Source organism: Rhodanobacter hydrolyticus, assembly GCF_044904645.1.
This window is the reverse complement of the sequence record NZ_JADIKK010000008.1, coordinates 4,087,266-4,113,067: the sequence shown is the minus strand read 5'-3', so window position 1 is coordinate 4,113,067 and position 25,802 is coordinate 4,087,266. Positions and strand designations below refer to the sequence as shown.

The following is a 25,802-nucleotide window of genomic DNA, read 5'->3' as shown; positions in this document are numbered from 1 at the left end:
GCGCTCTCGCCGCGATGCCCGGTGCTTCAGCGCCACCCCTCTGCGCGCGCCGCCCGTTCCTGCTGCGCGTCGAAGACCTCGCCGCTCAGGCGGGCATCGATCGCAGCCTGCACGGCGGGCGGCAGATCGCTCGCGGCCTGCCGCAGTTCACCGCCTTCGGACGGAACCGCCGGCCCCAGCACGGGCAATTCCCAACCCGCTGTTGTGTGGCAGGCCAGTCCGGCACGCACCGGTGGCGTGCGGACGGTGAAGCTACGGCAGACCTGTCCGTCCTTGCTGCGGAAGCTGAGGCCGATCGCGACCGAGGCGTGTGCATCCGGCTCGCTCGCCAGTTGGTTGTCGAGCGCGCGGGTCAGCGCGCCTGCCGCAAACTGCCGTCCGTCTTGCGTGCGCACCCAACCGCTGTCTGCCTGCCACCACAGGCCTGCGGCGAGCAGAGCCACCGATGTCGCCAGCGCGGCGCCCGGCACCAACCAACGGCGGGTCGCACGACGACGAACGGCACCCGCATCGCGCCCACCCTCCAGCACGGTGAACGGCGTGGCCCGTGCAGCCGTTGGCTGCAGCAGGGCAGACAGGCGCCCGGGTATCGGCTCGTCCAGCACCGGATCGAACGCAGCCCGCAGTTGCGCATCCAGGGCACGCAACTGTCGCACGCGGCAGGCCAGCGCATCGTCCTGCGCCAGCGCCGCATCGACGCGCGCGGTATCCGCCGCATCGAGCGCGCCGTCCACGTAAGCCTGCAAGATCTCGTCGTCTATCGGTGTCATGCGTCGTTCCCGAGATGGGCCTGCAAGGTGGCACGGGCGCGAGCCAGGCGGCTGGTGACGGTTCCCACCGGCACCTCCAGCAACACGGCAGCCTCGTCGTAGGACAAGCCCTCGACCAGCACCAGCGCCACCACTTCGCGATGGTCCGGCGGCAGCGTCGCCAGTGCCTGCGCCAGTTCCATCTGCTGCGCGTGCCGCGCCTCGCTGCCATCGGCTACCGTGTCGCCGGCCTCCTCCGGCGCGAACAGATGCTGCTCTCTGCCACGCGCACGCAACTCGTCCCGCCAGGCATTGCGCGCGATCGCGAACACCCACCTGTCCAGCGCAGCATCCGGCCGCCATTGCACGGATCGCGCGAGCGCGCGCTCCAGCACCACCTGCACCAGGTCGTCGGCATCGGCCGCCTGCCCTGCCAGCGCCCGCGCCAGGCGTCGCAGGCGCGGCAGCAGTTCAATCAGCCCTTCGCGCACGGCATCGCTCGAATGCACGCATCACCTTCCACTACGCCTGGAGGGACGGATTCCTTCCCTCGCGCGCACCGGGCGGTTCGAGGGCGTAAAGAAAACGCATGCTAGCATCCGGCCCCGTCGCTCCCGAGGTGTCCGGCGATGCACTTGCCTCGTGCTTCCGCGTTGTCCATTCCGGTGCTGGCCCTCGTGCTCGCGCTGGGCGGCAGCCCCCCCGTGCATGCGCAACTGCTGGGCCCGGTGCAGCAGAGACTGCCTAACCTGCCGCTTCCGGCCACGCCCCTGCCCGGCACCGTGCCCGGCGTGGACCTGCAAAATGCCGATGACCTGCTGCGGCGGTCGCAGACCCTTGGCCTGAAGACGCAGGTCGAGGCGCTGCTGCGCCGGGAGCCGCAGCGCGTCACCGTGGATCCCCAAGGCGCGCCTATCCTGCGCGGCGAGTTTCTGGCCATGGGCATGTCAGGCCCCCAACTCGATGCCGTGCAGGCGCAGGGCTTCACCGTGGATCGCCAGACGACCACGGATGCGACGCTCGGGCTGGACCTTGTCGTGCTGCACGACAGCCGTGACCGCAGTACGCGAAAAGCCATGCGCATCCTGCAACGGGCTGCGCCGGATGCGACGTTGGCGTACCAGCATCTCTACCTCCCGGCGGGCGGCAGCGACACGGCCCCTGCCACGAGCTCGTCCTCGCCCATGCCTGCCACGCCGGTACGCGACATCGGGATGATCGACGGCGGGATCGACCCCGCCGATCCCGCGCTGGCACACGCGCGCGTCGAAACGCATGGCTGCAGCACGCCGACCGCCTCGCGACACGGCACGGCCGTCGCCGTTCGTCTGGTCGCCGGCGACACGGACACCTTGCATGCCGCTGACCTGTGGTGCGGTGACGAGGTCGGCGGCGCCACCGCCGGGTTGGTGGATGCCCTTGCATGGATGGATCGCGAACAAGTGGCGGTGATCAATATCAGCCTGGTCGGCCCCGACAACCCGGTGCTCGCGCGCGCGGTGCAGGCGATGATCGCGCGCGGCCACGTGCTGGTCGCTGCGGCCGGCAACGACGGCCCCGCCGCACCGCCCTTGTTTCCGGCGGCCTACCCCGCCGTGATCGGCGTCGGCGCCGTCGATGCGGACGGTCGCGTGCTGCCCGAGTCCGCCAGCGGCAAGCAGGTAGCCTTCTGCGCGCCGGGCGTGGTCGGCAGCGGCCGCGGCATGCTGCGCGGTACGTCGTTCGCGGCACCCATCGTGGCGCGCAAGGCCGCCCACGCGCTGAATGCTCCTCGGCCCGGCGCGGCGGCCCAGGTATTGCTGAACCTGATCGGCGAAGCCCGCGCTCCCGATACCCATGACAGCGGCTCGCGTTGCGGCCACGGCCTGCTCCTGCCCTGAAACTGAACACGAAACAACCACAGCCGCGCGACATGGAAGGATGCTCCGCCGGCACTCGTAGTGGTCTCTGGAAGCCGCGGATTCGCCGCTGGCAGGAGGCTCCACCATGCGCAACACGACCTTCAGCAAGAAGACCCTCGGCGTCGCCCTGTGCACCGGCGCGCTTGCCCTGGCCTCGATGACCAACGCCTATGCCCAGCATCTGGGCGGCGGCCTCGTCGGCAGTGCCACCGGTCAACTCCACGGAGCGATGGGAAGCGGCCAGCTCGGCGGCTCCGCGCAAGGCGCAGGCAACCTCGGCATGCCAGGCATCAATCCGAGCACGGCTGAGCTGCGTGCCGAGCACCTGCATCAGCACACCGCGTCGACCGCCACGCATGCCGTGACGCAGACCGCCAACCGGTCGAGCGGCCAGGCGGCCGCCAACGGCTCCGGCCAACTCGCCGGCGCCACTGGCGCGAGTGCGGGTCAGGCTACATTGAACGGCGTGGCCGGGTTGGGGGCATCCGCCTCCGGGAGCATCGATGGCTCCGCTGCGAGCAAGGACGCAGGCGCGGCTGCGAACCAGGCACGTTCGGCTGCTTCGACGGCCAATCAGGACGCCATGAGCACCGTGGATCGCGCGCGGACTGCAGCCGGCAATGCGCGCACGGAAGCCGAGGGTGCCGCCCAGTCGGGCATCGGCTCGGCCCGGCAGGCCGCTGTCAACGGCATGTCCTCGGTCCGCGCGCTGGGCACGCAGACTGCCGGCGCCGTCGGCAACACGACGGCCAGTACGTCGGCCACGGGTAACGTCAGCGGCAATACCCGCGCCAACACCCGTTCCGGCTTCGGCGCGAACGGCACGACTGGCGCCAGTGGGCAGGCCAGCGCCAACGGTTCGCTCGGCGGCGGCATCTCCGCCTCGGCACAGGCCAGCGGCAACGCGCAGGCCGGCGCCCAGGGGCATTGAGCCTCCGCTGCTGACAAAACGAAGAAGGCCCCGCCTGCGGGGCCTTCTTCGTTGGACGGAACAGCCAGCGCCACATCGTGCTGTCGATCAGGGCGACTGCCGGCGTCAGCAGTCTTGATGCGATCAGCTTCCGATACCGTCCGTCCGGCGCGGCAGGCGCCAGCCCGGGCGCACGAAATGACAGGTGTAGCCGGTGGGGTAATGCTGCAGATAGTCCTGATGCTCCGGCTCGGCCATCCAGAAATCGCCAAGCGGCTGGACCTCGGTGACCACGCGATCCGGCCACAGGCCGGAGGCATTCACGTCGGCAATCGTGTCCTCGGCGACGCGCTTCTGCGTCTCGTCGGCATACAGGATCATCGACCGATACGAGCTGCCGCGATCGTTGCCCTGCCGGTTCGGTGTGCTCGGATCGTGGATCTGGAAGAAAAATTCCAGCAGCTCGCGGTAACCGATACGCGCGGGATCGAACACGATCTCCACCGCCTCGGCATGCGTGCCGTGGTGACGGTAGGTGGCGTTGGGCACGTCGCCGCCGGCATAACCCGTGCGGGTGGACAGCACGCCCGGCTGTTTGCGCAGCAGTTCCTGCACGCCCCAGAAGCATCCTCCGGCGAGTACGGCGCGTTCGGAGGCCATCATTCGCCCTCCACCTGGTCCAGCCAAGCGCCGTAGCCCTCGGCTTCCATCTCGGCGCGCGCGACGAAACGCAACGAGGCGGAATTGATGCAGTAACGCAAACCGCCACGCTCGACAGGGCCATCCGGAAAGACATGCCCCAGATGGCTGTCGCCCTGCGACGAGCGCACCTCGGTGCGAGCCATACCGTGCGAGGTATCGTGCAATTCGCGGACGCTCGCCGGCTCCAGCGGTTTGGTGAAACTGGGCCAGCCGCAATGCGATTCAAACTTGTCGGTGGAAGCAAACAACGGCTCGCCCGACACCACATCCACATAGATGCCTGCTGCGGTGTGGTGCAGGTATTCGCCCGTACCGGGATACTCGGTGGCGTTCTCCTGCGTGACGCGATATTGCTCGGGCGTCAGGCGCGCCAGGGCATCGGGTGTCTTGCGATACACGGACATGGCAAGTCTCCACTCGGGATCGACGCAAACCAAAATGGGGGCGCGTGGAGCCGATCCAAGCGAGTGTACCCAAGCAAAAGCCCCGCAAGGCGGGGCTTTTGCTTCACACCTTGCACGCGTCGATCAAGCGAACGGATCGTCCAGCACGATGGTGTCGTCACGGTCGGCGCCGGTGGCGACGATGGAGAGCTTGCAGCCGGAAAGTTCCTCCACCGAACGCAGGTAGGCACGGGCGGCGGGCGGCAACTTGTCCCACTCGCGGATACCGGCGGTGGACTCTTCCCAACCCGGGAACTCCAGGTACACCGGCTTGCACTCATCCCAGCCATCCGCATCGAGCGGAGCCAGTTCGCGACGCTTGCCGCGGTATTCGTAAGCAATGCAGACCTTGATGGTTTCCAGGCCATCGAGCACGTCGAGCTTGGTGATGGCAAGGCCGTTGATGCCGTTGATCTTCACCGCTCGCTTGAGCGCGACGAGGTCGATCCAGCCGCAGCGGCGCGGCCGGCCGGTGCTGGCGCCGTATTCGTTGCCGACCTTGCGCAGGCGCTCGCCCATCTCGTCGTGCAGTTCGGTCGGGAACGGGCCGCCACCCACGCGCGTGGCGTAGGCCTTGCAAATGCCCAGCACGTAGTCGATGTCGCCCGCGCCCACGCCGGTGCCGGCGAGTGCGCCGCCCACGGTGGTGTTGGACGAGGTGACGTAGGGATAGGTGCCGTGGTCGATGTCGAGCAGCGCGCCCTGCGCACCTTCGTACAGGATATGGCCGCCTTCCTTGCGCACGTCGTGCAGGATGGTGGCGACGTCGTCGACCATCGGGCGGATGAATTCGCCATAGGCCAGCGCGTCGTCCAGCACGGTCTGGTAATCGACCGGCTCGGCCTTCAGCCACTGGGTGAGGATGAAGTTGTGGTACTCCACCGCCGCCTTGATCTTCTCCGGCAGTTCGTGCGGATACATCAGGTCGGCCACGCGCACGCTGCGGCGTGCCACCTTGTCTTCGTAGGCCGGGCCGATGCCGCGGCCGGTGGTGCCGATGGCGCTCTTGCCTGCGGCGGCTTCGCGCGCCTTATCGACGGCAATGTGGTACGGCATGATCAGCGGGGTCGCCGGGCTGATCTTGAGGCGCGAGCGCACTTCCACGCCCTGCGCTTCCAGCTCCTCGATCTCTTGCTTGAGCGCCTGTGGCGACAGCACCACGCCATTGCCGATCAGGCACAGCGCGTCATCGCGCAGGATGCCCGACGGGATCAGGTGCAGCACGGTCTTCTTGCCCTTGATGACCAGGGTATGGCCAGCGTTGTGGCCGCCCTGGAAGCGTGCCACCGCGCCTACCCGTTCGGTCAACAGGTCGACGATCTTGCCCTTGCCTTCGTCGCCCCACTGCGCGCCGAGGATTACGACTGACTTGCCCATGGTGTTCTCACTCAATTTGCAAAGTTGAAATAGCTCGCCGATGGCCGCGATGGCGTCAATGCTTGGCCGCGTCTGGGTTGCCGAAATAATGCAGGAATTCGGAATCGGGCTTCAGGATCAGCACGCTGTTGCCGTCCTTGAACGCCTTCGTATAGGCGGCGAGGCTGCGGTAGAACGCGAAGAATTCGGGATCCTGGTTGTACGACTGCGCATAAATCGCGGCTGCCTCGGCATCGCCTTCGCCACGCACCTTGGCGGCATCGCGCTCGGCGTCGGCGCGCAGCACCTTGCCCTGGCGATCGGCGTCGGCATTGATCTTCTCCGCCGCTTCCTGGCCGGTGTAGCGCAACTCGTTGGCGAGCTGCAGGCGTTCAGCCTTCATCCGCTTGTACACCGACTCACTCACTTCGTCCGGCAGGTCGATGCGCTTGATGCGCACGTCGACCACGGCAATGCCGAGGTTCTTGCGCGCCGAGGCATCGGTCTGCTGGCGCACGCGCTCAGTGATGTCCTTGCGGCCGCCGGAGATCAGCTCCTGCAAGGTGCGCGCGTTGAACTCGAAGCGCAGCGCATCCTTGACGACGGGGGTGAGTCGCTGCGTGGCCTGCAACTGGTCGCCACCGGTGGCGCGGTAGTAGAGCGCATTGTCGGCGATGCGCCACTTCACGTAGAAATCGACATTGACGCTTTTCTTCTCGGAAGTGAAATAGCGCTCCGGCTGCGCATCCAGCGACAGGATGCGCTTGTCGAAGTGCAGCACCTGCTGGATCACCGGCAGCTTGACGTGCAGGCCGGGCTGGTAGTCGGCGTGCACGATGCGGCCGAACTGCAGCAGCAACGCGCTCTGCCCTTCGTCGACCACGAACACGCTGTTGAAACCGAGCAACGCCAGCAGGGCGACGACGAGGATCGCAACGACGCTCTTCATGGCTGGGCTCCCTTGTCCGAGGCGGCATCGCTGGCGGAGGCCGCCGCTGCGGGTGCCGCTACCGCGGCGGCCTTGCTGCCGTCGTCCGAAGCGGCGTGCGCACGATGGGTGGCCGGCAGGTTGATGATGTTGCGACCCCCGGAGCCATCGACCACCTTGGTGTTGTCGGCTGCCACCTCTTCCATCGTCTCCAGCCACAGGCGCTTGCGCGTCACTGCAGGTGCGGCCTTGTATTCCTTGAGCAGCAGGTCGAAGCGCGCGGTATCGCCCTGCGCGCGTGCGATGCGCTCGGCCTTGTAGCCTTCGGCCTCCTGGGCGATGCGCGCCGCGTCGCCGCGCGCCACCGGCACCACCTTGTTGGCGTAGGCCAGCGCGGCGTTCTCGATGCTCTGCTTGTCTTCGCGTGCGTTGTTCACGTCATCAAAGGCATCTTTCACCTCGGCCGGCGGCGCCACGTTCTGGAAGCTCACCTCGGTGACGCGCAGGCCGCTGTTGTAGCCGTCCAGCGTTTTCTGCAGCGCCTGTTGCGCCTCGGTCACCAGGGTCGAACCATCGGCGGAGAGGACCTGGTCCATGTCGCTGCCGCCGACCACCGAGCGCACCGCAGCCTCGGCGGCCGCGCTCACGCTGCCGTCCGGGTCGCTCACCGAGAACAGGTACCTGTACGCATCGTCCACCTGGTACTGCACGGTGAAGTCGATGGTGATGATGTTCTCGTCGCGGGTGAGCATGGAAACACGGTCGTTGACCGAACGGATGCCCGTGGCCTCGACCTTGTCCACTGTCTCGACGGGGCTGGGCAGCTTGAGGTGGAAGCCCGGCGGCAGCGTTCGCGAGTATTCGCCGAAACGCAGCACCACGCCGACCTGGCGCGCGTCGATGATGGTGTAGCTGCTCATCAGCAGGAACACTGCGGCAATCACGACGATCGCGATGAGGATGCCGCCGGGGCCGCGACCCAGCTTGCCGAAATGCTTGCCGAAGTTCTTCAGCCACCGGTTCGGCGAAAGGCCGGCATCGTTGGGACGCTGCCGGTTCCAAGGGTCGCGCTGCCCGCCGCCGGGTTCATTCCAAGCCATTGTCAGTCTCCTGGGGGGCGCTTGGGAGGCCGGCAAGCTGCACCGGAACGCATCGTGGGTAAAGGAAATCGCATGAGGCGTAAAGGGATTGCCGTCGATGTGGCGACCAGACTTTTTCGGTCGCACAAACGGCTGGCATTCTAGCAGAGCCGCGCGAAATCAGGATGTCGCGCTACCCAGCAAGCCGCGCAGCAGCTCGTTTTCCGCCGTGCTGCCACCGTTGAGCGGCGCGATCACGCTGCGTGGGGCGTCGATGCGCAGGCACCAGCCATGCTCGTCCACCTGTTCGCCGGCGATCGCGCCGATGGCCTTGAGCCGCGCGTGCAGCCGCCCAGCCGTCAGCGGCAGGCGCAACTCGGACTGCACCCGTTCGCCGCCGAGCAGTTCGCCCAGCGCCTGGCGCAACAGTTCGATGCCTGCGCCGGTGGCGGCAGACAGCCATACAGCCTGCGGCTTGCCGGAAGCATCGCGATCGATGCGGGGCTCCATGGCCTTTTCGCGGGCCATCGCATCCGAAACCGCCCCTTCCTGAGGAGTGGCGGTACTGGCACCGTCGTCCCTTCCCATCAAATCGATCTTGTTGAAGACGCGCAGCTGCGGCACCTCGCCCGCGCCGATTTCCTCCAGCACCTGGTCGACCACGCGACGCAGCGCTTCGCGCTCCTCGTCGGCGGCGTCACTGACGTGCAGCAACAGATCGGCGTCGCGCGCCTCGGCCAAGGTGCCGCGGAACGCGGCGACCAGGTCATGCGGCAATTCGCGGACAAAGCCTACGGTGTCGGCGATCACTGCCGGGCCACAGGTCAGCTCCTCAAGCCGGCGCACGGTGGGATCGAGCGTGGCGAACAACTGGTCGGCGGCATACACCCCGCCAGCGGTGAGCGCGTTGAAGAGGGTGGACTTGCCGGCGTTGGTGTAGCCCACCAACGCCACCCGCGGCACCGTGTTGCGCAGGCGCGCGCGGCGCTGCTGGCCGCGTTGGGTCTGCACTTTTTCGAGGCGCTTGGTGAGCTGCTTCACCCGTTCGGCGAGCAGGCGACGGTCGGTTTCCAGCTGGGTCTCGCCGGGGCCGCGGTTGCCGATCGCACCGCCGCGCTGGGCATCCAGATGCGTCCAGCCGCGCACCAGCCGGGTGGCGACGTGTTTGAGCTGGGCCAGCTCGACCTCCAGCTTGCCCTCGTGCGAGCGCGCACGCTGTGCAAAGATGTCGAGGATCAGGCCGGCACGGTCGACCACGCGCGCACTGAGGTGTTTTTCGAGGTTGCGCTCCTGCACCGGGCTGAGCAGGTGGTCGACCAGCACGAGGTCGGCACCCAGCGCGCGCACCATCTCGGCCACTTCGTCGGCCTTGCCGCTGCCGACGTAGAAACGCGGATTGGGCGCCTCGACACGCGCGGAGACACTGCCCAGTACCTCGGCACCGGCCGACCTGGCCAGTTCCGCGAACTCGTCCGCGCGGCGTTCGGCATCGCCGCCGCCACGCGCGTGCGGCAGCACGAGTACGGCGCGTTCGCCTTTCTTCTGACGATCAAACACGTGGGATGGTGGCCTTTGCGATTGGGCGGAGTCGGGACGACCCCACCTTCATGTGGGCCAGCCGGCCGTCAATCAAGCATCCGTGGCGTCGCCCGCAGGAGCGGCATCGACATGCGCCTCGTGGCCTTCATGGCCGGTGCCGATGCGCACATTGCGGCTGGGCACCACGGTGGAGATGGCATGCTTGTACACCATCTGGCTGACCTGGTTGCGCAGCAGCACCACGAACTGGTCGAAGGACTCGACGGTGCCCTGCAGCTTGATGCCGTTCACCAGATAAATGGCCACCGGCACGCGCTCGCGACGCAAGGCGTTGAGAAAAGGATCCTGCAGCGATTGTCCCTTGGACATTTCTTGTTCTCCCCTAAGCGGCACCCGAACCGGGGAAAAAACGCCAAAGGCGCCCCGGTTCAACGGAATCGATGTTAACCGGGTTCAAGGGCTTGAAGGAAGGGGGTTTTCCGGGTCGCGGCGCACGGAATGGTCACCGCTTCAGTGCGCTGTCCCGAGAAACAGGCGCGCCGCTTCGGTAGCCTGCACGAGCGGCGGCGCAAGCTCCGGATCGAACACGCGCGCATCCAGCTCGGCACGCAGCCAGGTGATCTGCCGCTTGGCCAACTGGCGGGTGGCGAAGATGGCGCGATCGCGGAAGTCGACGGCATTGCCTTGGCCGGCCAGATATTCCCAGCCCTGCCGGTAGCCCACCGCACGGATCGCGGGCAGGTCGGCATGCAGGTCGCCGCGTTCGCGCAGAACGCGCACCTCGTCGAGAAAGCCGTCGGCAAGCATGGCATCGAAGCGCCGCGCGATGCGCGCATGCAGCGGCCGACGATCCGTCGGCAACAGTGCCAGCTTGAGTACGCGCCAGGGAAACACCTCGCCATGACCGCCACGCTGCAATTCGGACAACGGCCGTCCGCTCAACTCGATCACTTCAAGGGCGCGCTGCAGACGCTGGGCGTCGTTGGGGCCGATGCGCGCTGCGGCGGCAGGATCGAGCCGCTCCAGTCGCGCATGCATGGCCGGCCAACCGATACGCGCGGCTTCGTCCGTCAATCGCGCACGGATCACCGGATCGGCTTCGGGCAATTCGGAAAGTCCGTGCTGCAAGGCTCGGAAATACAGCCCGGTGCCCCCCACCAACAGCGGCACCCTGCCCCGTGCCGTGATTTCGCGCATGACCGCCAGCGCGTCGTCGCAGAATTCCGCCGCCGAATAAGGCTGGGCCGGATCGCGGATGTCGATCAGGGCATGCGGATAACGCGCCAGCGTGGCCGCATCCGGCTTGGCCGCACCGATGTCGAGGCCGCGATACACCAGCGCCGAATCCACGCTGACCAGCCCCAGCGGAAAGCGATCCGCCAGCTCACAGGCAAGCGCGGTCTTGCCAGAGGCCGTAGGGCCCATCAGAAAGACCGCGAGGGGACGTGCGTCGAGGCTCATGCGTGGCGATGCGGCAAAGGATGCGCAAGCGTAGCCGAACGCACCTGCGCAAAACTTCATCAATGCGAGGCAAGTGTCTGTCGCAGCGGCGCGAACCGGAGTTGTCCACATGCTTGTCCCGCGCGTATCCACATCCGCTGTGGATAGAACCGCAGCTCGCAGGTAATCGGCATATCGACTCGCGCGTTTGCCTCTGCATGCCCAAGCCCAATGCCCTCACATCCGCACTCCCCGCCGTTGCCCTGCTTGCCGCAAGCACCTGGGCCATCTCGCAGCAGATCACCACGTTGCCCGACTTCAATGGCCTGTGGCGCCTCAGCGACCAGGGCAGCGATGGCCCGGACCAGGTCACTGCCATGCTGCGCAGCGAATTGCGGCGCGAACAGTCGCCTACCGTGGCGCCGGCCGGTGCATCGTCCAGCGCCAGCACATCCCAGCCGAGCAGCCATGGGGGCCATGGTGGCGGCCGTGGAGGCATGGGCGGCGGCCACATGGGTGGTGGCCACGGTCGCGGCGGCAACAAGACGGACAGCGCATCATCGAGCAACTCGTCCGACGATGCCGACCTGCTCAAGCTGCCGCCCACGCTGGCCAACGACTCCGTGCTGATCGTCCAGCAGGATGCCAATGCTCTGCAGACACGACTGGAGAATGGCGAACAATTGGCCATGCCGCTGAACGGCCATGATCAGCACACGCTTGACGGCAATGCGATCGCCCACCGGCTGGACGCCGGCCAGGGCCTGCAGTTCACCCTGCAATTCAACGACGGCAGTCATCTCAACGAAATCTGGTCGCGTTCCGCCGACGGCCACACGCTGCAAGTCACCGAACAATGGCAACCCGGCTTCCTGCAGCGGCCGGTGGTGTTCCATCGCAACTACGTGCGCGTCGACCAGTAACCGGCCTGTGGGCGGCGATGCCGGCCATGGATTTATAATCGTGGTCTTCCCCGCCCGTTCGGGCCAGCCATTGGATCCCCCATGCCGCAGACGATGAAAGCCCTGGTCAAGCGCCACGCCGAGAAAGGCATCTGGATGGAAGAGGTGCCGGTGCCCGAGGTCGGCCCCAACGAAGTGCTGATCAAGCTGGAAAAAACCGCGATCTGCGGCACCGACCTGCACATCTACAAATGGGATGAGTGGAGCCAGCGCGTCATCAAGCCCGGCCTCACCATCGGTCACGAGTTCGTCGGCCGCATCGTGGAAATCGGTCCCGGCGTCACCGGCTACAAGGTGGGCGACCGTGTCTCGGCCGAGGGACACATCGTGTGCGGCCACTGCCGCAACTGCCGCGCAGGCCGCCAGCACTTGTGCCCGAACACCATCGGCATCGGCGTGAACCGCAACGGCGCGTTCGCCGAATACATGACCATGCCGGCCTCAAACCTGTGGCCGATCCCGGACCAGATCCCGTCCGAGCTGGCCGCGTTCTTCGACCCCTACGGCAACGCCGCGCACTGCGCGTTGGAATTCGACCTGATCGGCGAGGACGTGCTGATCACCGGCGCCGGCCCGATCGGCATCATCGCCGCCGGCATCGCCAAGCACGTGGGCGCGCGCAACGTGGTGGTCACCGACGTCAACGACTACCGCCTGAAGCTGGCGGCGGACATGGGCGCCACCCGTGTGGTGAACGTGGCTAACACCTCGCTGAAGGACGTGATGAAGGATCTGCACATGGAAGGCTTCGACGTGGGCCTGGAAATGAGCGGCAACCCGCGCGCCTTCAACGACATGCTCGACTGCATGTACCACGGCGGCAAAGTCGCCCTGCTCGGCATCCTGCCCAAGGGCGCCGGCATCGATTGGGACAGGGTGATCTTCAAGGGCCTCACCCTGCAGGGCATCTACGGCCGCAGGATGTATGAGACCTGGTACAAGATGACCCAGATGGTGCTCACCGGCTTCCCGCTGCAGAAGGTGCTGACCCACCAGATCCACATTGACGATTTCCAGAAGGGCTTCGACCTGATGGACGCCGGCACCTGCGGCAAGGTCGTTTGTTCCTGGAACTGATGCATTGACGCAAGCGAAACGGGCCGGCTCCTGAAGCCGGCCCGTTTTTCATGGTCGTCATTTGGCGGAAGGTGCCTCGGTCGCCGTCGACGGAATTCCCGCTGTGAGCTTGAACGTGCACCAGGCGCCAGCACCGCCGACGCCAGCGGTCATGTTGCCCGTCACCTTCTCGCACGGACCGTTGATGCGGTCGCCGCGCATTTTCCAGTAGCCGCGCATGACCGGGCCGACGGAGGCCAAGGTGAAATAGACGCTGGAGCTGCCGTCGGCCCGCGGCTCCGCGTGCAAGGTCACATCCATGTAAACCTGCGCCGTGACACGCTTGCCGTTGACGCGTGCGGGTGACCTGGTCCAGTCCTGCACGCTGCTCCAGAGCAACCGGTTCACCTGCGTGGGCAGGCGCTGCGCATGCTGGATGTCGCGAACCTGCCCCTTGTTGGTCACGATCACCAGCAGGGGAATATTCGTGACCGCGCTGGACTGCGCCTGGGTGGCGCCACTGGCTGCCGATTGGGGAAGGCTTGCCGGCGAAGCATCGTGGGCGGCGACACTCGCTCCGAACAACATCGACACGGCAAGACCAAGCAATACACCATTTGCACGTTTCATGGCTTCGCTCCTGCAAATGCCGCGTTGTCGTGGCTATCCGGACTTCTACTCCCGGGGATTGAAGCGGTCAATTGGTGCATGTCTTTGCGTTTGGCGTGGGTTTCCACTCCCTGCAACAGACCATGCAAGCCGCAGCGAAGCGCGAAGGAGGTGGGCCACGCCGCCGATTTTCCTTTCACGTAAACTTTCACGGTCGACGCGCAACGGGATACCGCGATCATGAACGATCCTCGCCCAGCAGCTTCCCCTCTGGCGATGGCGCGCGACCGCGCCGAACGGCTGTATCGCTCGCGGCGCACGCGCAAGACCGCGCTGGTGATTGCCATCGTGCTGGTCGTGTTCGGCCTGCTCGGTTTCCTGGTCGCGCCGCCGATCATCAAGAGCCAGCTGCAGACCCGGCTCACCGCCCTGCTCGACCGCCCGGTCAGCGTGGACGCGGTGCACCTGGATCCGTTCACCCTGCGGCTGGAACTGGACAAGCTGCACATCGGCGACCGCGACGGTCATTCGCCGTTCGTGGACATCGACCGCGCCGTGGTCAATGCCTCGTGGACTTCGCTGTTCCGCATGGCGCCAATCCTCGACGAACTCTCGCTGCAGCATCCGCAGCTGCACATTGCGCGTACCGCGCCGCAGCAGTTCAACTTCTCCGACCTGATCGCCAAGTTCTCCGGCGGACCGCCGAAGCCGGACAGCCAACCCGCGCGCTTCGCGCTGTCCAACATCAGCGTGACCGACGGTGACATCACGTTCGCCGACGCGGTGTCCAACGCCACGCACCGCATCGACCACCTGCAGGTCGGCATCCCTTTCATCGCCAACCTGCCGCGCGACACCGACGTATTCGTGCAGCCGCTGCTGGCTATGAACGTAGACGGCAGCCCGCTGCGCGTCGCCGGCCAGACCAAGCCGTTCTCGGACAGCCTCGAGTCGGACATCAATTTCTCGCTGGATCACCTCGATCTGCCGCGCTACCTCGGCTACGTGCCGGCGAAGCTGCCGGTGGCGATACCCAGCGGCCAGTTGTCCGGCAAGCTCGATCTGCAGTTCGTGCAGGCAAAGTCCGGCCCGCAGATTCGTCTTGGCGGCCAGTTGCAATTGAACGGCTTCGCACTGACCACGCCGGCAGGTGCGCCGCTGTTCGAACTAGCTCTCGCCAAGGCCACACTGGATGACGTGGAGCCACTGCTGTCGCGCTATCGCCTCGGTGTGGTGCAACTGTACGGCCTCGCCTTGCACTACACCCGCACGTCCGAAGGCCACAGCAACTTTGATGCGCTGACCGGGGGCGATGCCGCGAAACCCACACCACCTACCAAACCCGCCGCACCGACCACTGAGGTGAGCATCGCCGCGCTGACATTGGGAGTCAGTCACCTCGACTACACCGACGCCAGTGGCCGCAAACCAGCCTCGCTAGCGCTGAACAATATCTACGGCACATTGCGCGGGCTATCCACGGTCGCCGCGCCACCTGCAATACTCGATATTGCTGCCGCCTCGCTCAACGGCGGCAACCTCTCCACAAGCGGCAAACTCGATGTGGCTAATGGCCACTACGACGGCAAGCTGGGCATGAAAGGCATAGGCCTGCCGCCCTTGCTGTCGCTGGCCCCGTCGATGCTCGACGCCGAGCTGACCAAGGGCACGCTGAATGCGGACGGCCAGTTGCAAGCCAACTGGGGCAAGGTCTTCAACCTCACGCTGCAAACCACCACTGCAACGATCAACGACCTCGCCCTGCAGCAGGGCAAGCGCACGCCGCTCGCATGGCAATCGCTGGAAGCCGGCATCACGCAGCTCGATCTCGCCAGCAGCACAGCGCAACTCGATCACGTAACCCTGCACGGCCTGCAGGTCGAGGCGCGGCGCCTGCAGAACGGCAACATCGACCTGACCGACCTGATGAAGTCCGAGCCGACGCATGGCTCGCGCAAACCATCGCCACCCTCGCCGAGTTGGCACTGGAGCATCGCCCACGTCGGCATCGACGGCACGCTGGCGCTCACTGATCCGCACATTGCCGGCAAGAACAACCGCACCGCGCTCAAGCTGGCACACGCCAACTTCGATGATCTTTCCAGCGACATGCGCAAGCCGTTGAAGCTGGCACTGGAAGGTGGCATCGGCCGCGGCAGCCTGCGCGTGGACGGCACGCTGCGCCCGCAACCGCTGGATGCCAACCTGCGCGTACGCACCACGCGGCTCGATATCGCCCCGCTGCAATCGCTGGCCACGGTGCCGCTCAACGTGACACTCACCAGCGCCACGCTCAGCGCGGATGGTCGCTTGCGTTACCGCGACCACCAGCCACAGGCGCTGATGGACTGGCGCGGCCGCGTCACGCTGGGCAACGTGCGCGTGCAGGACAAGCTCACCGGCGACGACTTCCTGCGCTGGAACTCCTTGGACGCCAGCGGCCTGACGGTGCACATGGGCGAAGACGTGCCGCATGTGTCGGTAGCCGGTCTGGCATTGGACGATTTCTATGCCCGCGTCATCATCAATACGAATGGCCGCACCAATATGCAGGACGTGGTAGCCAACCCGGCCGCCGCTCCCGTCTCGGTGACCCAGACGCGACAGAACCCCGCGGCACCCGCGGCGAAACCGCAGGTTGCCGCTACCACAGCCTCGCCTACCCCCGCCGGCACCGCCGCGGCACCCGCCGCCGACATCCAGATCGGCGGCATCACGCTGGCACGCGGCTACCTCAACTACACCGACAACTTCATCAAGCCGAACTACACGGCCAACATCACCGACCTAGCCGGCAAGGTTGGCGCGTTCGGCACTGCGGGCGGCCCGCCCGCCGACATGGACCTGCAGGGCCAGCTCGACGATAACGCGCCGGTAAACATCACCGGCACGATCAACCCGCTGGCACCGACGGCGTCCCTCGACGTGAAGGGCAAGGCCGATGGCGTGGAGCTCACCCACCTGTCGCCGTACTCGGGCAAGTACACCGGCTATCCGATCACCAAGGGCCGGCTGACGATGGACGTGCACTACCAGCTCGACAACGGCAAGCTCAACGCCGACAACCATATCTTCATTACCCAGCTCACCTTCGGCGACGCCATCCAGGGCCCCGGCATCAGCCACCTGCCGGTGAAGCTGGCGGTGGCGCTGCTGAAGGATGCCGACGGCAACATCGACGTGGACGTGCCGGTATCCGGCTCGCTGGACGACCCGCAGTTCAGCGTGGGCGGACTGATCTGGCATGCCTTCGTCAACCTGATCGGCCGTGCGGTGACCTCCCCGTTCCGGCTGATCGCCTCGGCCATGGGTGGCGGCGGCAAGCAGCAGGATCTGGGCTATGTGGAATTCGCCCCCGGCTCGGCCGTGCTGGACGCCAAGGCGCAGGAAAAGCTGGACCAGATTGTGAAGATCCTCCAGCAGAAAACCGCTCTGAAGCTGGACGTCACTGGCCGTGTCGATCCGAAGTTCGACGAAAGCGGCCTGCGCAAGGTGATGGTGGACGACCTGGTGCAACAGGAGGCTGGCGAAGGCGCCGACCTTGCCAAGCTCACACCGGACCAGTACGACAAATACCTGAAGAAGGCCTACAAGCACGCCAAGTTCCCCAAGCCGCGCGACGCCATCGGCCTCACCAAATCGCAGCCCTCGGACGTGATGCGCAAGTTGCTGGAAACCAACATGCCGGTGGACGAAGACGCGTTGCGCCACCTTGCCGAACGCAGGGCCGATGCGGTGCGCGCCGCGTTGCGCGGCAAGCTCGCCGACAATCGCGTGTTCGTGCTGGCGCCAAAGGTCGATGCCAAGGGCATCGATGACGCGGGCAAGACCACGCGTGTCGACTTCGGCCTACACTGAAAACCAGAGGCCTCCGTCACGGGGAAAATCGCCGGATGTGGTCTCTGCATCACATCCGCATCGGCCACGCGTACGGCCGCCATGGATGGCGCTCGCAAAAAGGCCGACAATAGGCGCTTTCCCTATGAGCGGAACTCCACCATGAGCTACCCCGGCCAAGCGCGCTACGCCAGCGAACTGAAATCCATCCGCGAGCAGGGCCTGTTCAAGGCCGAGCGCGTAATCGTCTCGCCGCAGTCCGCGGAAATCGAGCTGGAAGGCGGCCGCAAGGTGCTGAATTTCTGCGCCAACAATTACCTCGGCCTGGCCGACCATCCCGACGTGATCCAGGCCGCGAAGGATGCATTGGACACGCACGGCTTCGGCATGGCCAGCGTGCGCTTCATCTGCGGCACGCAGGACCTGCACAAGCAATTGGAAAAGCAGATCGCCGGCTTCTTCGGTACCGAGGACACCATCCTCTACGCCGCCTGCTTCGACGCCAACGGCGGCCTGTACGAGCCGCTGCTGGGCGAGGAAGACGCGGTGATCTCCGACGCGCTCAACCACGCCTCGATCATCGACGGCATCCGCCTGTGCAAGGCCAAGCGCTTCCGTTATGCCAACAGCGACATGGCCGACCTGGAGAAGCAGTTGCAGGCCGCCGACGCAGCCGGCGCGCGCACCAAGCTGATCTCCACCGACGGCGCGTTCTCGATGGACGGCTTCATCGCCAAGCTCGACCAGATCACCGCGCTGGCCGCGAAGTACAACGCGTTGGTACACATCGACGAATGCCACTGCACCGGCTTTCTCGGCGAAACCGGCCGTGGCTCGGCCGAAGTCAACGGCGTGATGGACAAGATCGACCTCTTCACCGGCACGCTGGGCAAGGCGCTGGGCGGTGCACTGGGCGGCTTCACTACCGGCCGCGCCGAAATGATCGAGATGCTGCGCCAACGCTCGCGGCCGTACCTGTTCTCCAACTCGCTGCCGCCGCATGTGGTGGCTGCGGCGATCAAGGTATTCGACATGCTTGCCTCCGCGGGGGATCTGCGCGCCAAGGTGCAGGAAAACACCCGCTACTTCCGCGAGCAGATGACCAAGGCCGGCTTCGACATCAAGCCTGGCGTGCATCCCATCGTACCCGTGATGATCTACGACGCACCCAAGGCACAGGCGATGGCCACTGCCCTGCTAGACGAAGGCATCTACGTCACTGGCTTCTTTTACCCAGTGGTGCCCCAAGGGCAGGCCCGCATACGCACGCAGATGAGCGCGGCGCATACGCGCGAACACCTGGATCGCGCCATCGCGGCATTCACCAAGGTGGGTAAACAGCTTGGCGTGATCTGATGCTCAACGCGTCCTGAGTGCCGCCACTTCGGCGGCACTCAAGTGGCGCCATTGCCCCTTGGCAAGCTCGCCAAGCTGCAGGGGCCCGATGGCAACGCGCACCAACCGCAGCACCTCGAAGCCCAGCGCCGCCAGCAGGCGGCGGATGTGCCGATTGCGGCCTTCGTCCAACAGCACTTCCAGCCAGGCGTTCTTCTCGCCCGCACGCAGCAACGCGACCCTGCGCGCCTTGAGCAAATCCGCACCATCGCGAACACCGGCCAGCATCGCCGCCAGAGCATCGGCGTCTGGCCGCCCCACCACTTGCACGTGGTAGGTCTTGTCGAGATGCGTACTCGGTTCGGTGATGCCGGCCGCCCATACGCTGTCATTGCTGAGCAGCAGCAGGCCTTCGCTGGCCCTGTCCAGCCGGCCGACCGGCCCGCACCATGGCAAACCGGCGTCACGCAACAGGTCATATACGGTATCGCGACCGCGTTCGTCCGCTGCGCTCACCACGATGCCGCGCGGCTTGTTGAGGGCGAGATAGACGCGCTGGGTCGCCACCACGGTTACGCCATCCAGACTGATTTTCTGGCGAGCCGCATCCACCGGATGCTCGGGATCGTGCACCGGCCGGCCATCCACGCCAACACGCCCTGCCCGCACCGCCGCCTCGGCCTGGCTGCGCGAACACACACCCAGCTTGCTCAGTGCGCGGGCAACACCGTGTCGTTTGCCGCCTAGCGGTTCGGATTGTCGTACACGAGTCATCGGCAAGCTCAAATGGCGTCGGAACACCCCATTGCAATCATCCATGATCACGAGAACCAAACGGACGGTCATCCGTGGCCGCAGTACCCACAAAAAAAGCCCGGCATGCGCCGGGCTTTTTCGTGACACTGCAACAAGTCCGATTACTGCTGGACCTGCAATTCCACGCGACGGTTCTGCGCACGGCCCGCGTCGGTCGCGTTGTCGCCGATCGGGTTGTCTTCGCCGTGACCAATCGGGCCTTCCAGACGGCTCGCGTCGATCCCGTGGCTGGTCAGGTAGTCGTACACGATCTGCGCACGACGCTCCGACAGCGACTGGTTGTAGTCCGGCTTGCCCTTGCTGTCCGTGTAACCCGCTACCGTCACGTGCACGTCCGGATAGCGCTTCAGCGTGTCCACCGCCTGGTCCAGGATCGCCACCGAGTCCGACGTCGGCACGGCCAGCGCCTTGTCGATTTCCGACGCGTGCACATGGCCCTTCTTCGGGAAGTCGAACTTGAAGTTCACACCACGCAGGTCGATCACCACCTTCTGCGGCGCCGGCGCTTCAACCGGAGCCGGCGGCGGCGGCGGCGGCGGGGCAGCAGCCGGGGCCGGAGCCGCCGGAACCGCACCGATGCGCGACACGATGCTCAGACCCAGGAACCAGTCACCGTAACCGCTGTGGTTCGGCTGGCTCTGGTCGTCCCAATCGTAGCGGTAGCCGCCTTCTACGCGGATGTCCGCGCTGTCGGTGATCGACTTGGAGATACCCAGGCCCAACTCAGCCGCCGGGGCCCAGTCGCTGTCCATCGGGTTCTTGTGATGGCTGCCCATCACGCCACCCAACAGGTACGGACGCCAAGCGCCGTTGGTGAAGTACCAGCGCGCTGCCACGCCCACCGTGTTGTTCGCCCAATGGACGCCGCTATGGCCGCCACCGTTCATGGCACCGCGGTCGATGTCACGCTGGGTACGGTCGGCGAACAGGTCGATCGACAGGTCAGGCGTGAAGAACTTGCCAACGCCCAGACCGTAATAGATCTGGCGGCTGTTGGTGTTGCGATCGCTGTCGTTGTAGTAGCCACCGACGGTCGGCGCGATGTACCAGCGGTCATCGAAGCCATTCGGCCACGCCGGAGCCGCGGTGCTGTCACTGCTGCCCGTGGTTGCTGCGTTGTCCTGCGCATGAACGGCACCTACGCCGCCCAACGCCAGCGCAACCATGAAATAAAGGCCCTTGTGCTTCATCAGGTCTCTCCTCGTCAATTGATCTTCGCGTCCGCTACACGCCAAACGGGGGAATGCGTGGCGCTGATTAGAACCTTCTACAGCTTGTAATGCACCATTGCCTGGCGCTCGTACTCTGCAAGCGGGAGCGAGTGTAGCAAAATCGTTAAACCTACCGCATCGGGTGGCAACAACTTTTGCACTACTCGGTACACTAACGTTCAGGGTCGACGAATAATACCCCCGTGTCCGTTCGCGTGCACACATATATATAGAGACATGGCCGGCTCCCGGTTGCCTGCCCTGCCGCCCACGAAAAAGCCCGGCATGCGCCGGGCTTTTTCGTGACACTGCAACAAGTCCGATTACTGCTGGACCTGCAATTCCACACGACGGTTCTGCGCACGGCCCGCATCGGTGGCGTTGTCGCCGATCGGGTTGTCTTCGCCGTGACCAATCGGGCCTTCCAGACGGCTCGCGTCGATCCCGTGGCTGGTCAGGTAGTCGTACACGATCTGCGCACGACGCTCCGACAGCGACTGGTTGTAGTCCGGCTTGCCCTTGCTGTCCGTGTAACCCGCTACCGTCACGTGCACGTCCGGATAGCGCTTCAGCGTGTCCACCGCCTGGTCCAGGATCGCCACCGAGTCCGACGTCGGCACGGCCAGCGCCTTGTCGATTTCCGACGCGTGCACATGGCCCTTCTTCGGGAAGTCGAACTTGAAGTTCACACCACGCAGGTCGATCACCACCTTCTGCGGCGCCGGCGCTTCAACCGGAGCCGGCGGCGGCGGCGGCGGCGGGGCAGCAGCCGGGGCCGGAGCCGCCGGAACCGCACCGATGCGCGACACGATGCTCAGACCCAGGAACCAGTCACCGTAACCGCTGTGGTTCGGCTGGCTCTGGTCGTCCCAATCGTAGCGGTAGCCGCCTTCTACGCGGATGTCCGCGCTGTCGGTGATCGACTTGGAGATACCCAGGCCCAACTCAGCCGCCGGGGCCCAGTCGCTGTCCATCGGGTTCTTGTGATGGCTGCCCATCACGCCACCCAACAGGTACGGACGCCAAGCGCCGTTGGTGAAGTACCAGCGCGCTGCCACGCCCACCGTGTTGTTCGCCCAATGGACGCCGCTATGGCCGCCACCGTTCATGGCACCGCGGTCGATGTCACGCTGGGTACGGTCGGCGAACAGGTCGATCGACAGGTCAGGCGTGAAGAACTTGCCAACGCCCAGACCGTAATAGATCTGGCGGCTGTTGGTGTTGCGATCGCTGTCGTTGTAGTAGCCACCGACGGTCGGCGCGATGTACCAGCGGTCATCGAAGCCATTCGGCCACGCCGGAGCCGCGGTGCTGTCACTGCTGCCCGTGGTTGCTGCGTTGTCCTGCGCATGAACGGCACCTACGCCGCCCAACGCCAGCGCAACCATGAAATAAAGGCCCTTGTGCTTCATCCAGTCTCTCCCTTTTCGGTATTTGAAATCGCACCGCTTTTCGGATGCGGCAGCGCTTGCACGAACCCAGCCGATGACGCGGATTTACGCAAAACTAACATATCCGATCCATCGTGACAATTTGCAACACCAGACTCCCCAGGCCATCACGAGCATGGCGACTAGACTTGCCGCCACGGCGCATTCAAAGCGTGAACATGTCCAGGAACTGCTGGATCGGCATCCCCTCAAGCTCCGCGGGATTGCCTGTGGCCTCAAGAATGACCTTGACCTTGTTTGCCGGCAGATGGCCGCGCATGGCTGCCTCGAACTTCTTCAGCAATATGGGGATACCTTCCGCGCGACGCGTGCGGTGGCCGATCGGACAATCGATGGATATTTTCTCCGTACTGCCACCGCCCTTGAAGAACACTTGCACGGAATTGCCGATGTAGCGCTTCTCCGGGTCGAAATAGTCCCTGGTGAACTGCAGGTTCTCGCTGACCACCATCGTCTCGCGCAGCATGTCGATGCGTGGGTCGGAAGCGATGTCATCGCTGTAGTCGGCAGCGGTAAGGCGACCGAAGATCAGCGGCACCGCGACCATGTACTGGATGCAGTGGTCACGGTCGGCGTAGTTTGCCAGCGGGCCGGTTTTGTCGATGATGCGCATGCCCGCTTCCTGGGTCTCGATCACCACCTTCTCGATCTGCTCGATCCTGCCGGCGACCTCGCCATGCAGCTTCATTGCGCACTCCACCGCGGTCTGTGCGTGGAACTCGGCCGGGAAGCTGATCTTGAACAGCACGTTCTCCATCACATAGCTGCCGAACGGGCGCTCGAACTGGAATGCCTTGCCCCCGAAGGCGACGTCGTAATAGCCCCAGGTCTTGGCGCTCAGTGCCGACGGGTAGCCGAGCACGCCACGGTACACGGCGTTGATGGCGTGGATCATGGCGCGACGGCACGCATCTCCTGCCGCCCAGCTTTTGCGCGGACCGGTGTTGGGGGCGTGGCGGTAGGTCCGCAGCGAGCCGTTGTCGATCCAGCTGTGCGAGATGGCGGTGACGATTTGTTCCTTGTCGCCACCCAGCATATGCGTGGCTACGGCAGTGGACGCCAGACGCACCAGGATCACGTGGTCCTGACCCACGCGGTTGAAGCTGTTCTTCAGCGCGTAACAGCCCTGGATCTCGTGCGCCTTGATGGCATAACCCAGCACGTCGCGCACCGTCAGCGCATGACCGCCTTCGCGCTCCGCCTTGCGACCCAGCCAGTCGGCCGCGGCCAGAATCGCACCGAGGTTGTCCGACGGATGGCCCCATTCGGCAGCCAGCCAGGTGTCGTTGAAATCCAGCCAGCGGATCTGCGTGCCGATCGCGAACGCTGCCTGCGCCGGATCCAGCTCGTAGCTGGTGCCGGGCACGCGCGCACCGCCGGGCAGCGTGGCACCTGGCACCAGCGGCCCCAGGTGCTTGACGCAATCGGGGAATTTCATCGCCATCATCGCGGTGGCCAGCGAATCCAGCAGCATGTAGCGCGCGGTGTCATAGGCCTCCTCCGACTCGATCCGGTAGTCAGCCACGTAATTGGCGATATCAACCATCGGCTGATCAGGATCTGGGCGAACAGCGGAGCGGATGTCATGCACACTCATGGGTGTCACCTCCAGAGCAACGGGGAACCTGCCGCCGCGCAATGAGGTTCCACCCTGCAGCCTGACGCAAGACCTTCTCGAAGCTGCCTTCCGGTGCCGCCAGGATGAATGGAGGCCAGCCCCTGCCAATGACTCAACCCGCGGGCACGCGCACCCAGCCTTCCATCAACACGCGCGCGCTTCGGCTCATGATCGCCTTGGTCACAGTCCATGTGCCGTCAATGAGCGCCGCCTCGGCACCTACCCGCAACGTCCCCGACGGATGGCCGAAACGCACTGCCTGGCGCTCACCACCGCCAGCCGCGAGGTTCACCAGCGTGCCCGGAATCGCCGCCGCAGTGCCGATGGCCACTGCCGCCGTACCCATCATGGCGTGATGGAGCTTGCCCATCGACATGGCGCGCACGAGCAGGTCGACGTCACCGGCCTTCACGGGCTTGCCGCTTGAAGCGACGTAGTCGACCGGCGCGGCGACGAAAGCCACCTTGGGCGTGTGCTGGCGCGTGGCGATCTCGTCCAGCGATGCGATCAGGCCCATGCGCAGCGCACCATGTGCGCGGATGGTCTCGAACATCGCCAGCGCCTTCGCATCACCGTTGATGGCGTCCTGCAGTTCCGTGCCGGTGTAGCCGATCGCGGCGGCCTCGACGAAGATCGTGGGAATGCCGGCGTTGATCATGGTCGCCTTGAGCGTGCCGACGCCCGGCACCTCCAGGTCGTCCATCAGCTTGCCGGTCGGGAACATCGCCCCGCCCGCGCCATCCTCCTCGGCGGCCGGGTCCATGAATTCCAGCTGCATTTCGGCGGCGGGGAACGTCACGCCGTCCAGCTCGAAATCACCGGTTTCCTGCACCTCGCCGTTGGTCATCGGCACGTGCGCGATGATGGTCTTGCCGATGTTCGCCTGCCAGATGCGCACGATGGCGACGCCGTCGTGCGGCACACATGCGGGATCGACCAGGCCGCCGGCGATGGCGAACGGGCCGACCGCCGCCGACAGGTTGCCGCAGTTGCCGCTCCAGTCGACGAAGGCCTTATCGATCGCCACCTGGCCGAACAGGTAATCCACGTCGTGGTCCGGTCGACTGCTTTTGGACACGATCACCGTCTTGCTGGTGCTGGAGGTGGCGCCGCCCATGCCGTCGATCTGCTTGCCGTAGGGATCGGGGCTGCCGATCACCCGCAGCAGAAGCGCATCGCGCGCGGCGCTCGGCGCCCGTGCCGCTTCGGGCAAGTCCTCAAGGCGGAAGAACACGCCCTTGCTGGTACCGCCGCGCATATAGGTGGCGGGAATGCGGATTTGTGCAGCATGCGACATGGGAATCTCCGGAAGTGTTCGCCGCCGCCTCAAAACAAGCCGGGTTGCGTGGCGAGTGGATCAATTTCAGGCAGCAATGGCCAGCGGCCGATGATGTCGTAGCGGTATGGATCGCCGCCACCGATGGCGAGGCACAACGCGTCGATGGTCCACGCGACGGGCGGTTCGAGCACGATCTTGTCCAGCGTATCGCGCGCGCAATAGCTCAAGGTCATGTGCGGCGTCACGCCGGTGGCGATGCGATCGAATCCAGCGTCGCCAAGGCGGCCACGAACCTCCTGCAACAAGGCGGCAAACGCTTTCGGCACGCCACGCGCGCGCATTGTCCAATGGATCCGGCCTGGCATGTCGCCCGATCCATCGATGCGGTTGAAATGCAGCGTGCACGCGGATGCGGAAACGGCCGAGCCAACCTGCAGCAGCGCAGCGCGTTCTTCCTCGGTCGGCGAAAAAATGCGCTCGGAAAACGACTGATGCCAATTCGCCGGTGCAAACAGGGCGCTTCGCAGATGTTTGTCCACCCCAAGCCGCGCCAGCCGAACGAGCGTGTCATCCACCCATGC

Annotated in this window: 23 protein-coding genes; 6 read left to right on the top strand and 17 right to left on the bottom strand. The window is 65.5% G+C overall.

Translation table 11 applies throughout. From position 1 onward, the window contains the following. Positions 1 to 26: 26 nt before the first annotated feature. On the bottom strand, positions 27 to 770 hold the full coding sequence (locus tag ISP25_RS20905; RefSeq protein ID WP_404611435.1) for an anti-sigma factor: 744 nt from the start codon (positions 768 to 770) through the stop codon (positions 27 to 29). Then, complete coding sequence (locus ISP25_RS20900; protein WP_404611433.1) at positions 767 to 1,258, bottom strand: RNA polymerase sigma factor; 492 nt, start codon at positions 1,256 to 1,258, stop codon at positions 767 to 769. Before ISP25_RS20900 ends, ISP25_RS20905 begins: the two co-directional genes overlap by 4 nt. Positions 1,259 to 1,378: 120 nt before the next feature. Here ISP25_RS20900 and ISP25_RS20895 point away from each other — a divergent pair, with 120 nt between their 5' ends. After that, positions 1,379 to 2,629, top strand: coding sequence for a S8 family serine peptidase (locus tag ISP25_RS20895; protein WP_404611431.1), 1,251 nt, complete (start codon positions 1,379 to 1,381; stop codon positions 2,627 to 2,629). A 106-nt stretch (positions 2,630 to 2,735) separates the two neighbouring features. After that, a complete protein-coding gene (locus ISP25_RS20890; RefSeq protein WP_404611429.1) occupies positions 2,736 to 3,581 on the top strand; it encodes a hypothetical protein in 846 nt (281 codons plus the stop codon). Between the two features lie 123 nt (positions 3,582 to 3,704). Here the strand turns inward: ISP25_RS20890 and msrA are convergent, their stop codons facing one another. The 8 genes from msrA to miaA all read right to left on the bottom strand — a co-directional run bounded on the left by msrA (position 3,705) and on the right by miaA (position 11,068). Then, on the bottom strand, positions 3,705 to 4,220 hold the full coding sequence (msrA, locus tag ISP25_RS20885) for a peptide-methionine (S)-S-oxide reductase MsrA (protein WP_404611427.1): 516 nt from the start codon (positions 4,218 to 4,220) through the stop codon (positions 3,705 to 3,707). Further along, on the bottom strand, positions 4,220 to 4,666 hold the full coding sequence (gene msrB / locus ISP25_RS20880) for a peptide-methionine (R)-S-oxide reductase MsrB (protein ID WP_404611425.1): 447 nt from the start codon (positions 4,664 to 4,666) through the stop codon (positions 4,220 to 4,222). The genes msrA and msrB overlap by 1 nt, the downstream gene beginning before the upstream one ends. A 123-nt stretch (positions 4,667 to 4,789) precedes the next feature. Next, positions 4,790 to 6,082 carry an adenylosuccinate synthase gene (locus ISP25_RS20875; RefSeq protein WP_192160195.1) on the bottom strand — a complete coding sequence of 431 codons (1,293 nt, stop codon included), beginning with the start codon at positions 6,080 to 6,082 and terminating at the stop codon, positions 4,790 to 4,792. A gap of 55 nt (positions 6,083 to 6,137) precedes the next feature. Beyond that, on the bottom strand, positions 6,138 to 7,010 hold the full coding sequence (hflC, locus tag ISP25_RS20870; RefSeq protein ID WP_192160193.1) for a protease modulator HflC: 873 nt from the start codon (positions 7,008 to 7,010) through the stop codon (positions 6,138 to 6,140). Further along, entirely contained in the window at positions 7,007 to 8,089 is a 1,083-nt protein-coding gene (gene hflK, locus ISP25_RS20865; protein WP_404611423.1) for an FtsH protease activity modulator HflK, read from the bottom strand. The genes hflC and hflK overlap by 4 nt, the downstream gene beginning before the upstream one ends. Before the next feature lie 159 nt (positions 8,090 to 8,248). Further along, positions 8,249 to 9,625, bottom strand: coding sequence for a ribosome rescue GTPase HflX (gene hflX / locus ISP25_RS20860; protein WP_404611421.1), 1,377 nt, complete (start codon positions 9,623 to 9,625; stop codon positions 8,249 to 8,251). Positions 9,626 to 9,697: 72 nt separating this feature from the next. Then, positions 9,698 to 9,976 carry an RNA chaperone Hfq gene (gene hfq, locus ISP25_RS20855; RefSeq protein ID WP_192160185.1) on the bottom strand — a complete coding sequence of 93 codons (279 nt, stop codon included), beginning with the start codon at positions 9,974 to 9,976 and terminating at the stop codon, positions 9,698 to 9,700. A 141-nt stretch (positions 9,977 to 10,117) separates the two neighbouring features. Beyond that, complete coding sequence (gene miaA, locus ISP25_RS20850) at positions 10,118 to 11,068, bottom strand: tRNA (adenosine(37)-N6)-dimethylallyltransferase MiaA (protein WP_404611419.1); 951 nt, start codon at positions 11,066 to 11,068, stop codon at positions 10,118 to 10,120. Between the two features lie 197 nt (positions 11,069 to 11,265). Here miaA and ISP25_RS20845 point away from each other — a divergent pair, with 197 nt between their 5' ends. Further along, complete coding sequence (locus ISP25_RS20845; RefSeq protein WP_404611417.1) at positions 11,266 to 11,970, top strand: hypothetical protein; 705 nt, start codon at positions 11,266 to 11,268, stop codon at positions 11,968 to 11,970. Positions 11,971 to 12,051: 81 nt separating this feature from the next. Then, complete coding sequence (gene tdh, locus ISP25_RS20840) at positions 12,052 to 13,086, top strand: L-threonine 3-dehydrogenase (RefSeq protein ID WP_192160175.1); 1,035 nt, start codon at positions 12,052 to 12,054, stop codon at positions 13,084 to 13,086. A 57-nt stretch (positions 13,087 to 13,143) separates the two neighbouring features. Here tdh and ISP25_RS20835 read toward each other — a convergent pair whose 3' ends face one another. Beyond that, positions 13,144 to 13,695: a hypothetical protein gene (locus tag ISP25_RS20835; protein WP_404611415.1), complete on the bottom strand. Its 552-nt coding sequence runs from the start codon at positions 13,693 to 13,695 to the stop codon at positions 13,144 to 13,146. 219 nt (positions 13,696 to 13,914) lie between these two features. On the opposite strand from ISP25_RS20835, the gene ISP25_RS20830 reads away from it, so the two are divergent. Together ISP25_RS20830 and kbl are read left to right on the top strand one after the other, a co-directional pair. After that, positions 13,915 to 17,532 (top strand): DUF748 domain-containing protein, encoded by a 3,618-nt coding sequence (locus ISP25_RS20830; protein ID WP_404611413.1) that lies wholly within the window; start codon positions 13,915 to 13,917, stop codon positions 17,530 to 17,532. Between the two features lie 141 nt (positions 17,533 to 17,673). Continuing rightward, complete coding sequence (gene kbl / locus ISP25_RS20825; RefSeq protein WP_404611411.1) at positions 17,674 to 18,867, top strand: glycine C-acetyltransferase; 1,194 nt, start codon at positions 17,674 to 17,676, stop codon at positions 18,865 to 18,867. Positions 18,868 to 18,870: 3 nt separating this feature from the next. Here the strand turns inward: kbl and ISP25_RS20820 are convergent, their stop codons facing one another. The 6 genes from ISP25_RS20820 to ISP25_RS20795 form a co-directional block, all read right to left on the bottom strand. Continuing rightward, on the bottom strand, positions 18,871 to 19,620 hold the full coding sequence (locus tag ISP25_RS20820; protein ID WP_404611409.1) for a pseudouridine synthase: 750 nt from the start codon (positions 19,618 to 19,620) through the stop codon (positions 18,871 to 18,873). A gap of 143 nt (positions 19,621 to 19,763) precedes the next feature. Then, entirely contained in the window at positions 19,764 to 20,852 is a 1,089-nt protein-coding gene (locus ISP25_RS20815) for an OmpA family protein (RefSeq protein ID WP_404616270.1), read from the bottom strand. A gap of 344 nt (positions 20,853 to 21,196) precedes the next feature. Continuing rightward, positions 21,197 to 22,285, bottom strand: a complete 1,089-nt coding sequence (locus ISP25_RS20810) for an OmpA family protein (protein WP_404616270.1) — start codon at positions 22,283 to 22,285, stop codon at positions 21,197 to 21,199. 184 nt (positions 22,286 to 22,469) lie between these two features. After that, a complete protein-coding gene (locus tag ISP25_RS20805) occupies positions 22,470 to 23,921 on the bottom strand; it encodes a bifunctional 2-methylcitrate dehydratase/aconitate hydratase (protein WP_404616269.1) in 1,452 nt (483 codons plus the stop codon). 133 nt (positions 23,922 to 24,054) lie between these two features. After that, on the bottom strand, positions 24,055 to 25,239 hold the full coding sequence (gene prpF, locus ISP25_RS20800; RefSeq protein WP_404616268.1) for a 2-methylaconitate cis-trans isomerase PrpF: 1,185 nt from the start codon (positions 25,237 to 25,239) through the stop codon (positions 24,055 to 24,057). 29 nt (positions 25,240 to 25,268) lie between these two features. Further along, complete coding sequence (locus tag ISP25_RS20795; RefSeq protein WP_404616267.1) at positions 25,269 to 25,586, bottom strand: 2'-5' RNA ligase family protein; 318 nt, start codon at positions 25,584 to 25,586, stop codon at positions 25,269 to 25,271. Positions 25,587 to 25,802: the final 216 nt, after the last annotated feature.

Coding starts and splice junctions, on each gene's coding strand:
- ISP25_RS20905 (WP_404611435.1), bottom strand. CDS start 770: ATGACACCGATAGACGACGAGATCTTGCAGGCTTACGTGGACGGCGCG.
- ISP25_RS20895 (WP_404611431.1), top strand. CDS start 1,379: ATGCACTTGCCTCGTGCTTCCGCGTTGTCCATTCCGGTGCTGGCCCTC.
- ISP25_RS20890 (WP_404611429.1), top strand. CDS start 2,736: ATGCGCAACACGACCTTCAGCAAGAAGACCCTCGGCGTCGCCCTGTGC.
- msrA (WP_404611427.1), bottom strand. CDS start 4,220: ATGGCCTCCGAACGCGCCGTACTCGCCGGAGGATGCTTCTGGGGCGTG.
- msrB (WP_404611425.1), bottom strand. CDS start 4,666: ATGTCCGTGTATCGCAAGACACCCGATGCCCTGGCGCGCCTGACGCCC.
- ISP25_RS20875 (WP_192160195.1), bottom strand. CDS start 6,082: ATGGGCAAGTCAGTCGTAATCCTCGGCGCGCAGTGGGGCGACGAAGGC.
- hflC (WP_192160193.1), bottom strand. CDS start 7,010: ATGAAGAGCGTCGTTGCGATCCTCGTCGTCGCCCTGCTGGCGTTGCTC.
- hflK (WP_404611423.1), bottom strand. CDS start 8,089: ATGGCTTGGAATGAACCCGGCGGCGGGCAGCGCGACCCTTGGAACCGG.
- hfq (WP_192160185.1), bottom strand. CDS start 9,976: ATGTCCAAGGGACAATCGCTGCAGGATCCTTTTCTCAACGCCTTGCGT.
- miaA (WP_404611419.1), bottom strand. CDS start 11,068: ATGAGCCTCGACGCACGTCCCCTCGCGGTCTTTCTGATGGGCCCTACG.
- ISP25_RS20845 (WP_404611417.1), top strand. CDS start 11,266: ATGCCCAAGCCCAATGCCCTCACATCCGCACTCCCCGCCGTTGCCCTG.
- tdh (WP_192160175.1), top strand. CDS start 12,052: ATGCCGCAGACGATGAAAGCCCTGGTCAAGCGCCACGCCGAGAAAGGC.
- ISP25_RS20835 (WP_404611415.1), bottom strand. CDS start 13,695: ATGAAACGTGCAAATGGTGTATTGCTTGGTCTTGCCGTGTCGATGTTG.
- ISP25_RS20830 (WP_404611413.1), top strand. CDS start 13,915: ATGAACGATCCTCGCCCAGCAGCTTCCCCTCTGGCGATGGCGCGCGAC.
- kbl (WP_404611411.1), top strand. CDS start 17,674: ATGAGCTACCCCGGCCAAGCGCGCTACGCCAGCGAACTGAAATCCATC.
- ISP25_RS20820 (WP_404611409.1), bottom strand. CDS start 19,620: ATGACTCGTGTACGACAATCCGAACCGCTAGGCGGCAAACGACACGGT.
- ISP25_RS20815 (WP_404616270.1), bottom strand. CDS start 20,852: ATGAAGCACAAGGGCCTTTATTTCATGGTTGCGCTGGCGTTGGGCGGC.
- ISP25_RS20810 (WP_404616270.1), bottom strand. CDS start 22,285: ATGAAGCACAAGGGCCTTTATTTCATGGTTGCGCTGGCGTTGGGCGGC.
- ISP25_RS20805 (WP_404616269.1), bottom strand. CDS start 23,921: ATGAGTGTGCATGACATCCGCTCCGCTGTTCGCCCAGATCCTGATCAG.
- prpF (WP_404616268.1), bottom strand. CDS start 25,239: ATGTCGCATGCTGCACAAATCCGCATTCCCGCCACCTATATGCGCGGC.
- ISP25_RS20795 (WP_404616267.1), bottom strand. CDS start 25,586: ATGCCAGGCCGGATCCATTGGACAATGCGCGCGCGTGGCGTGCCGAAA.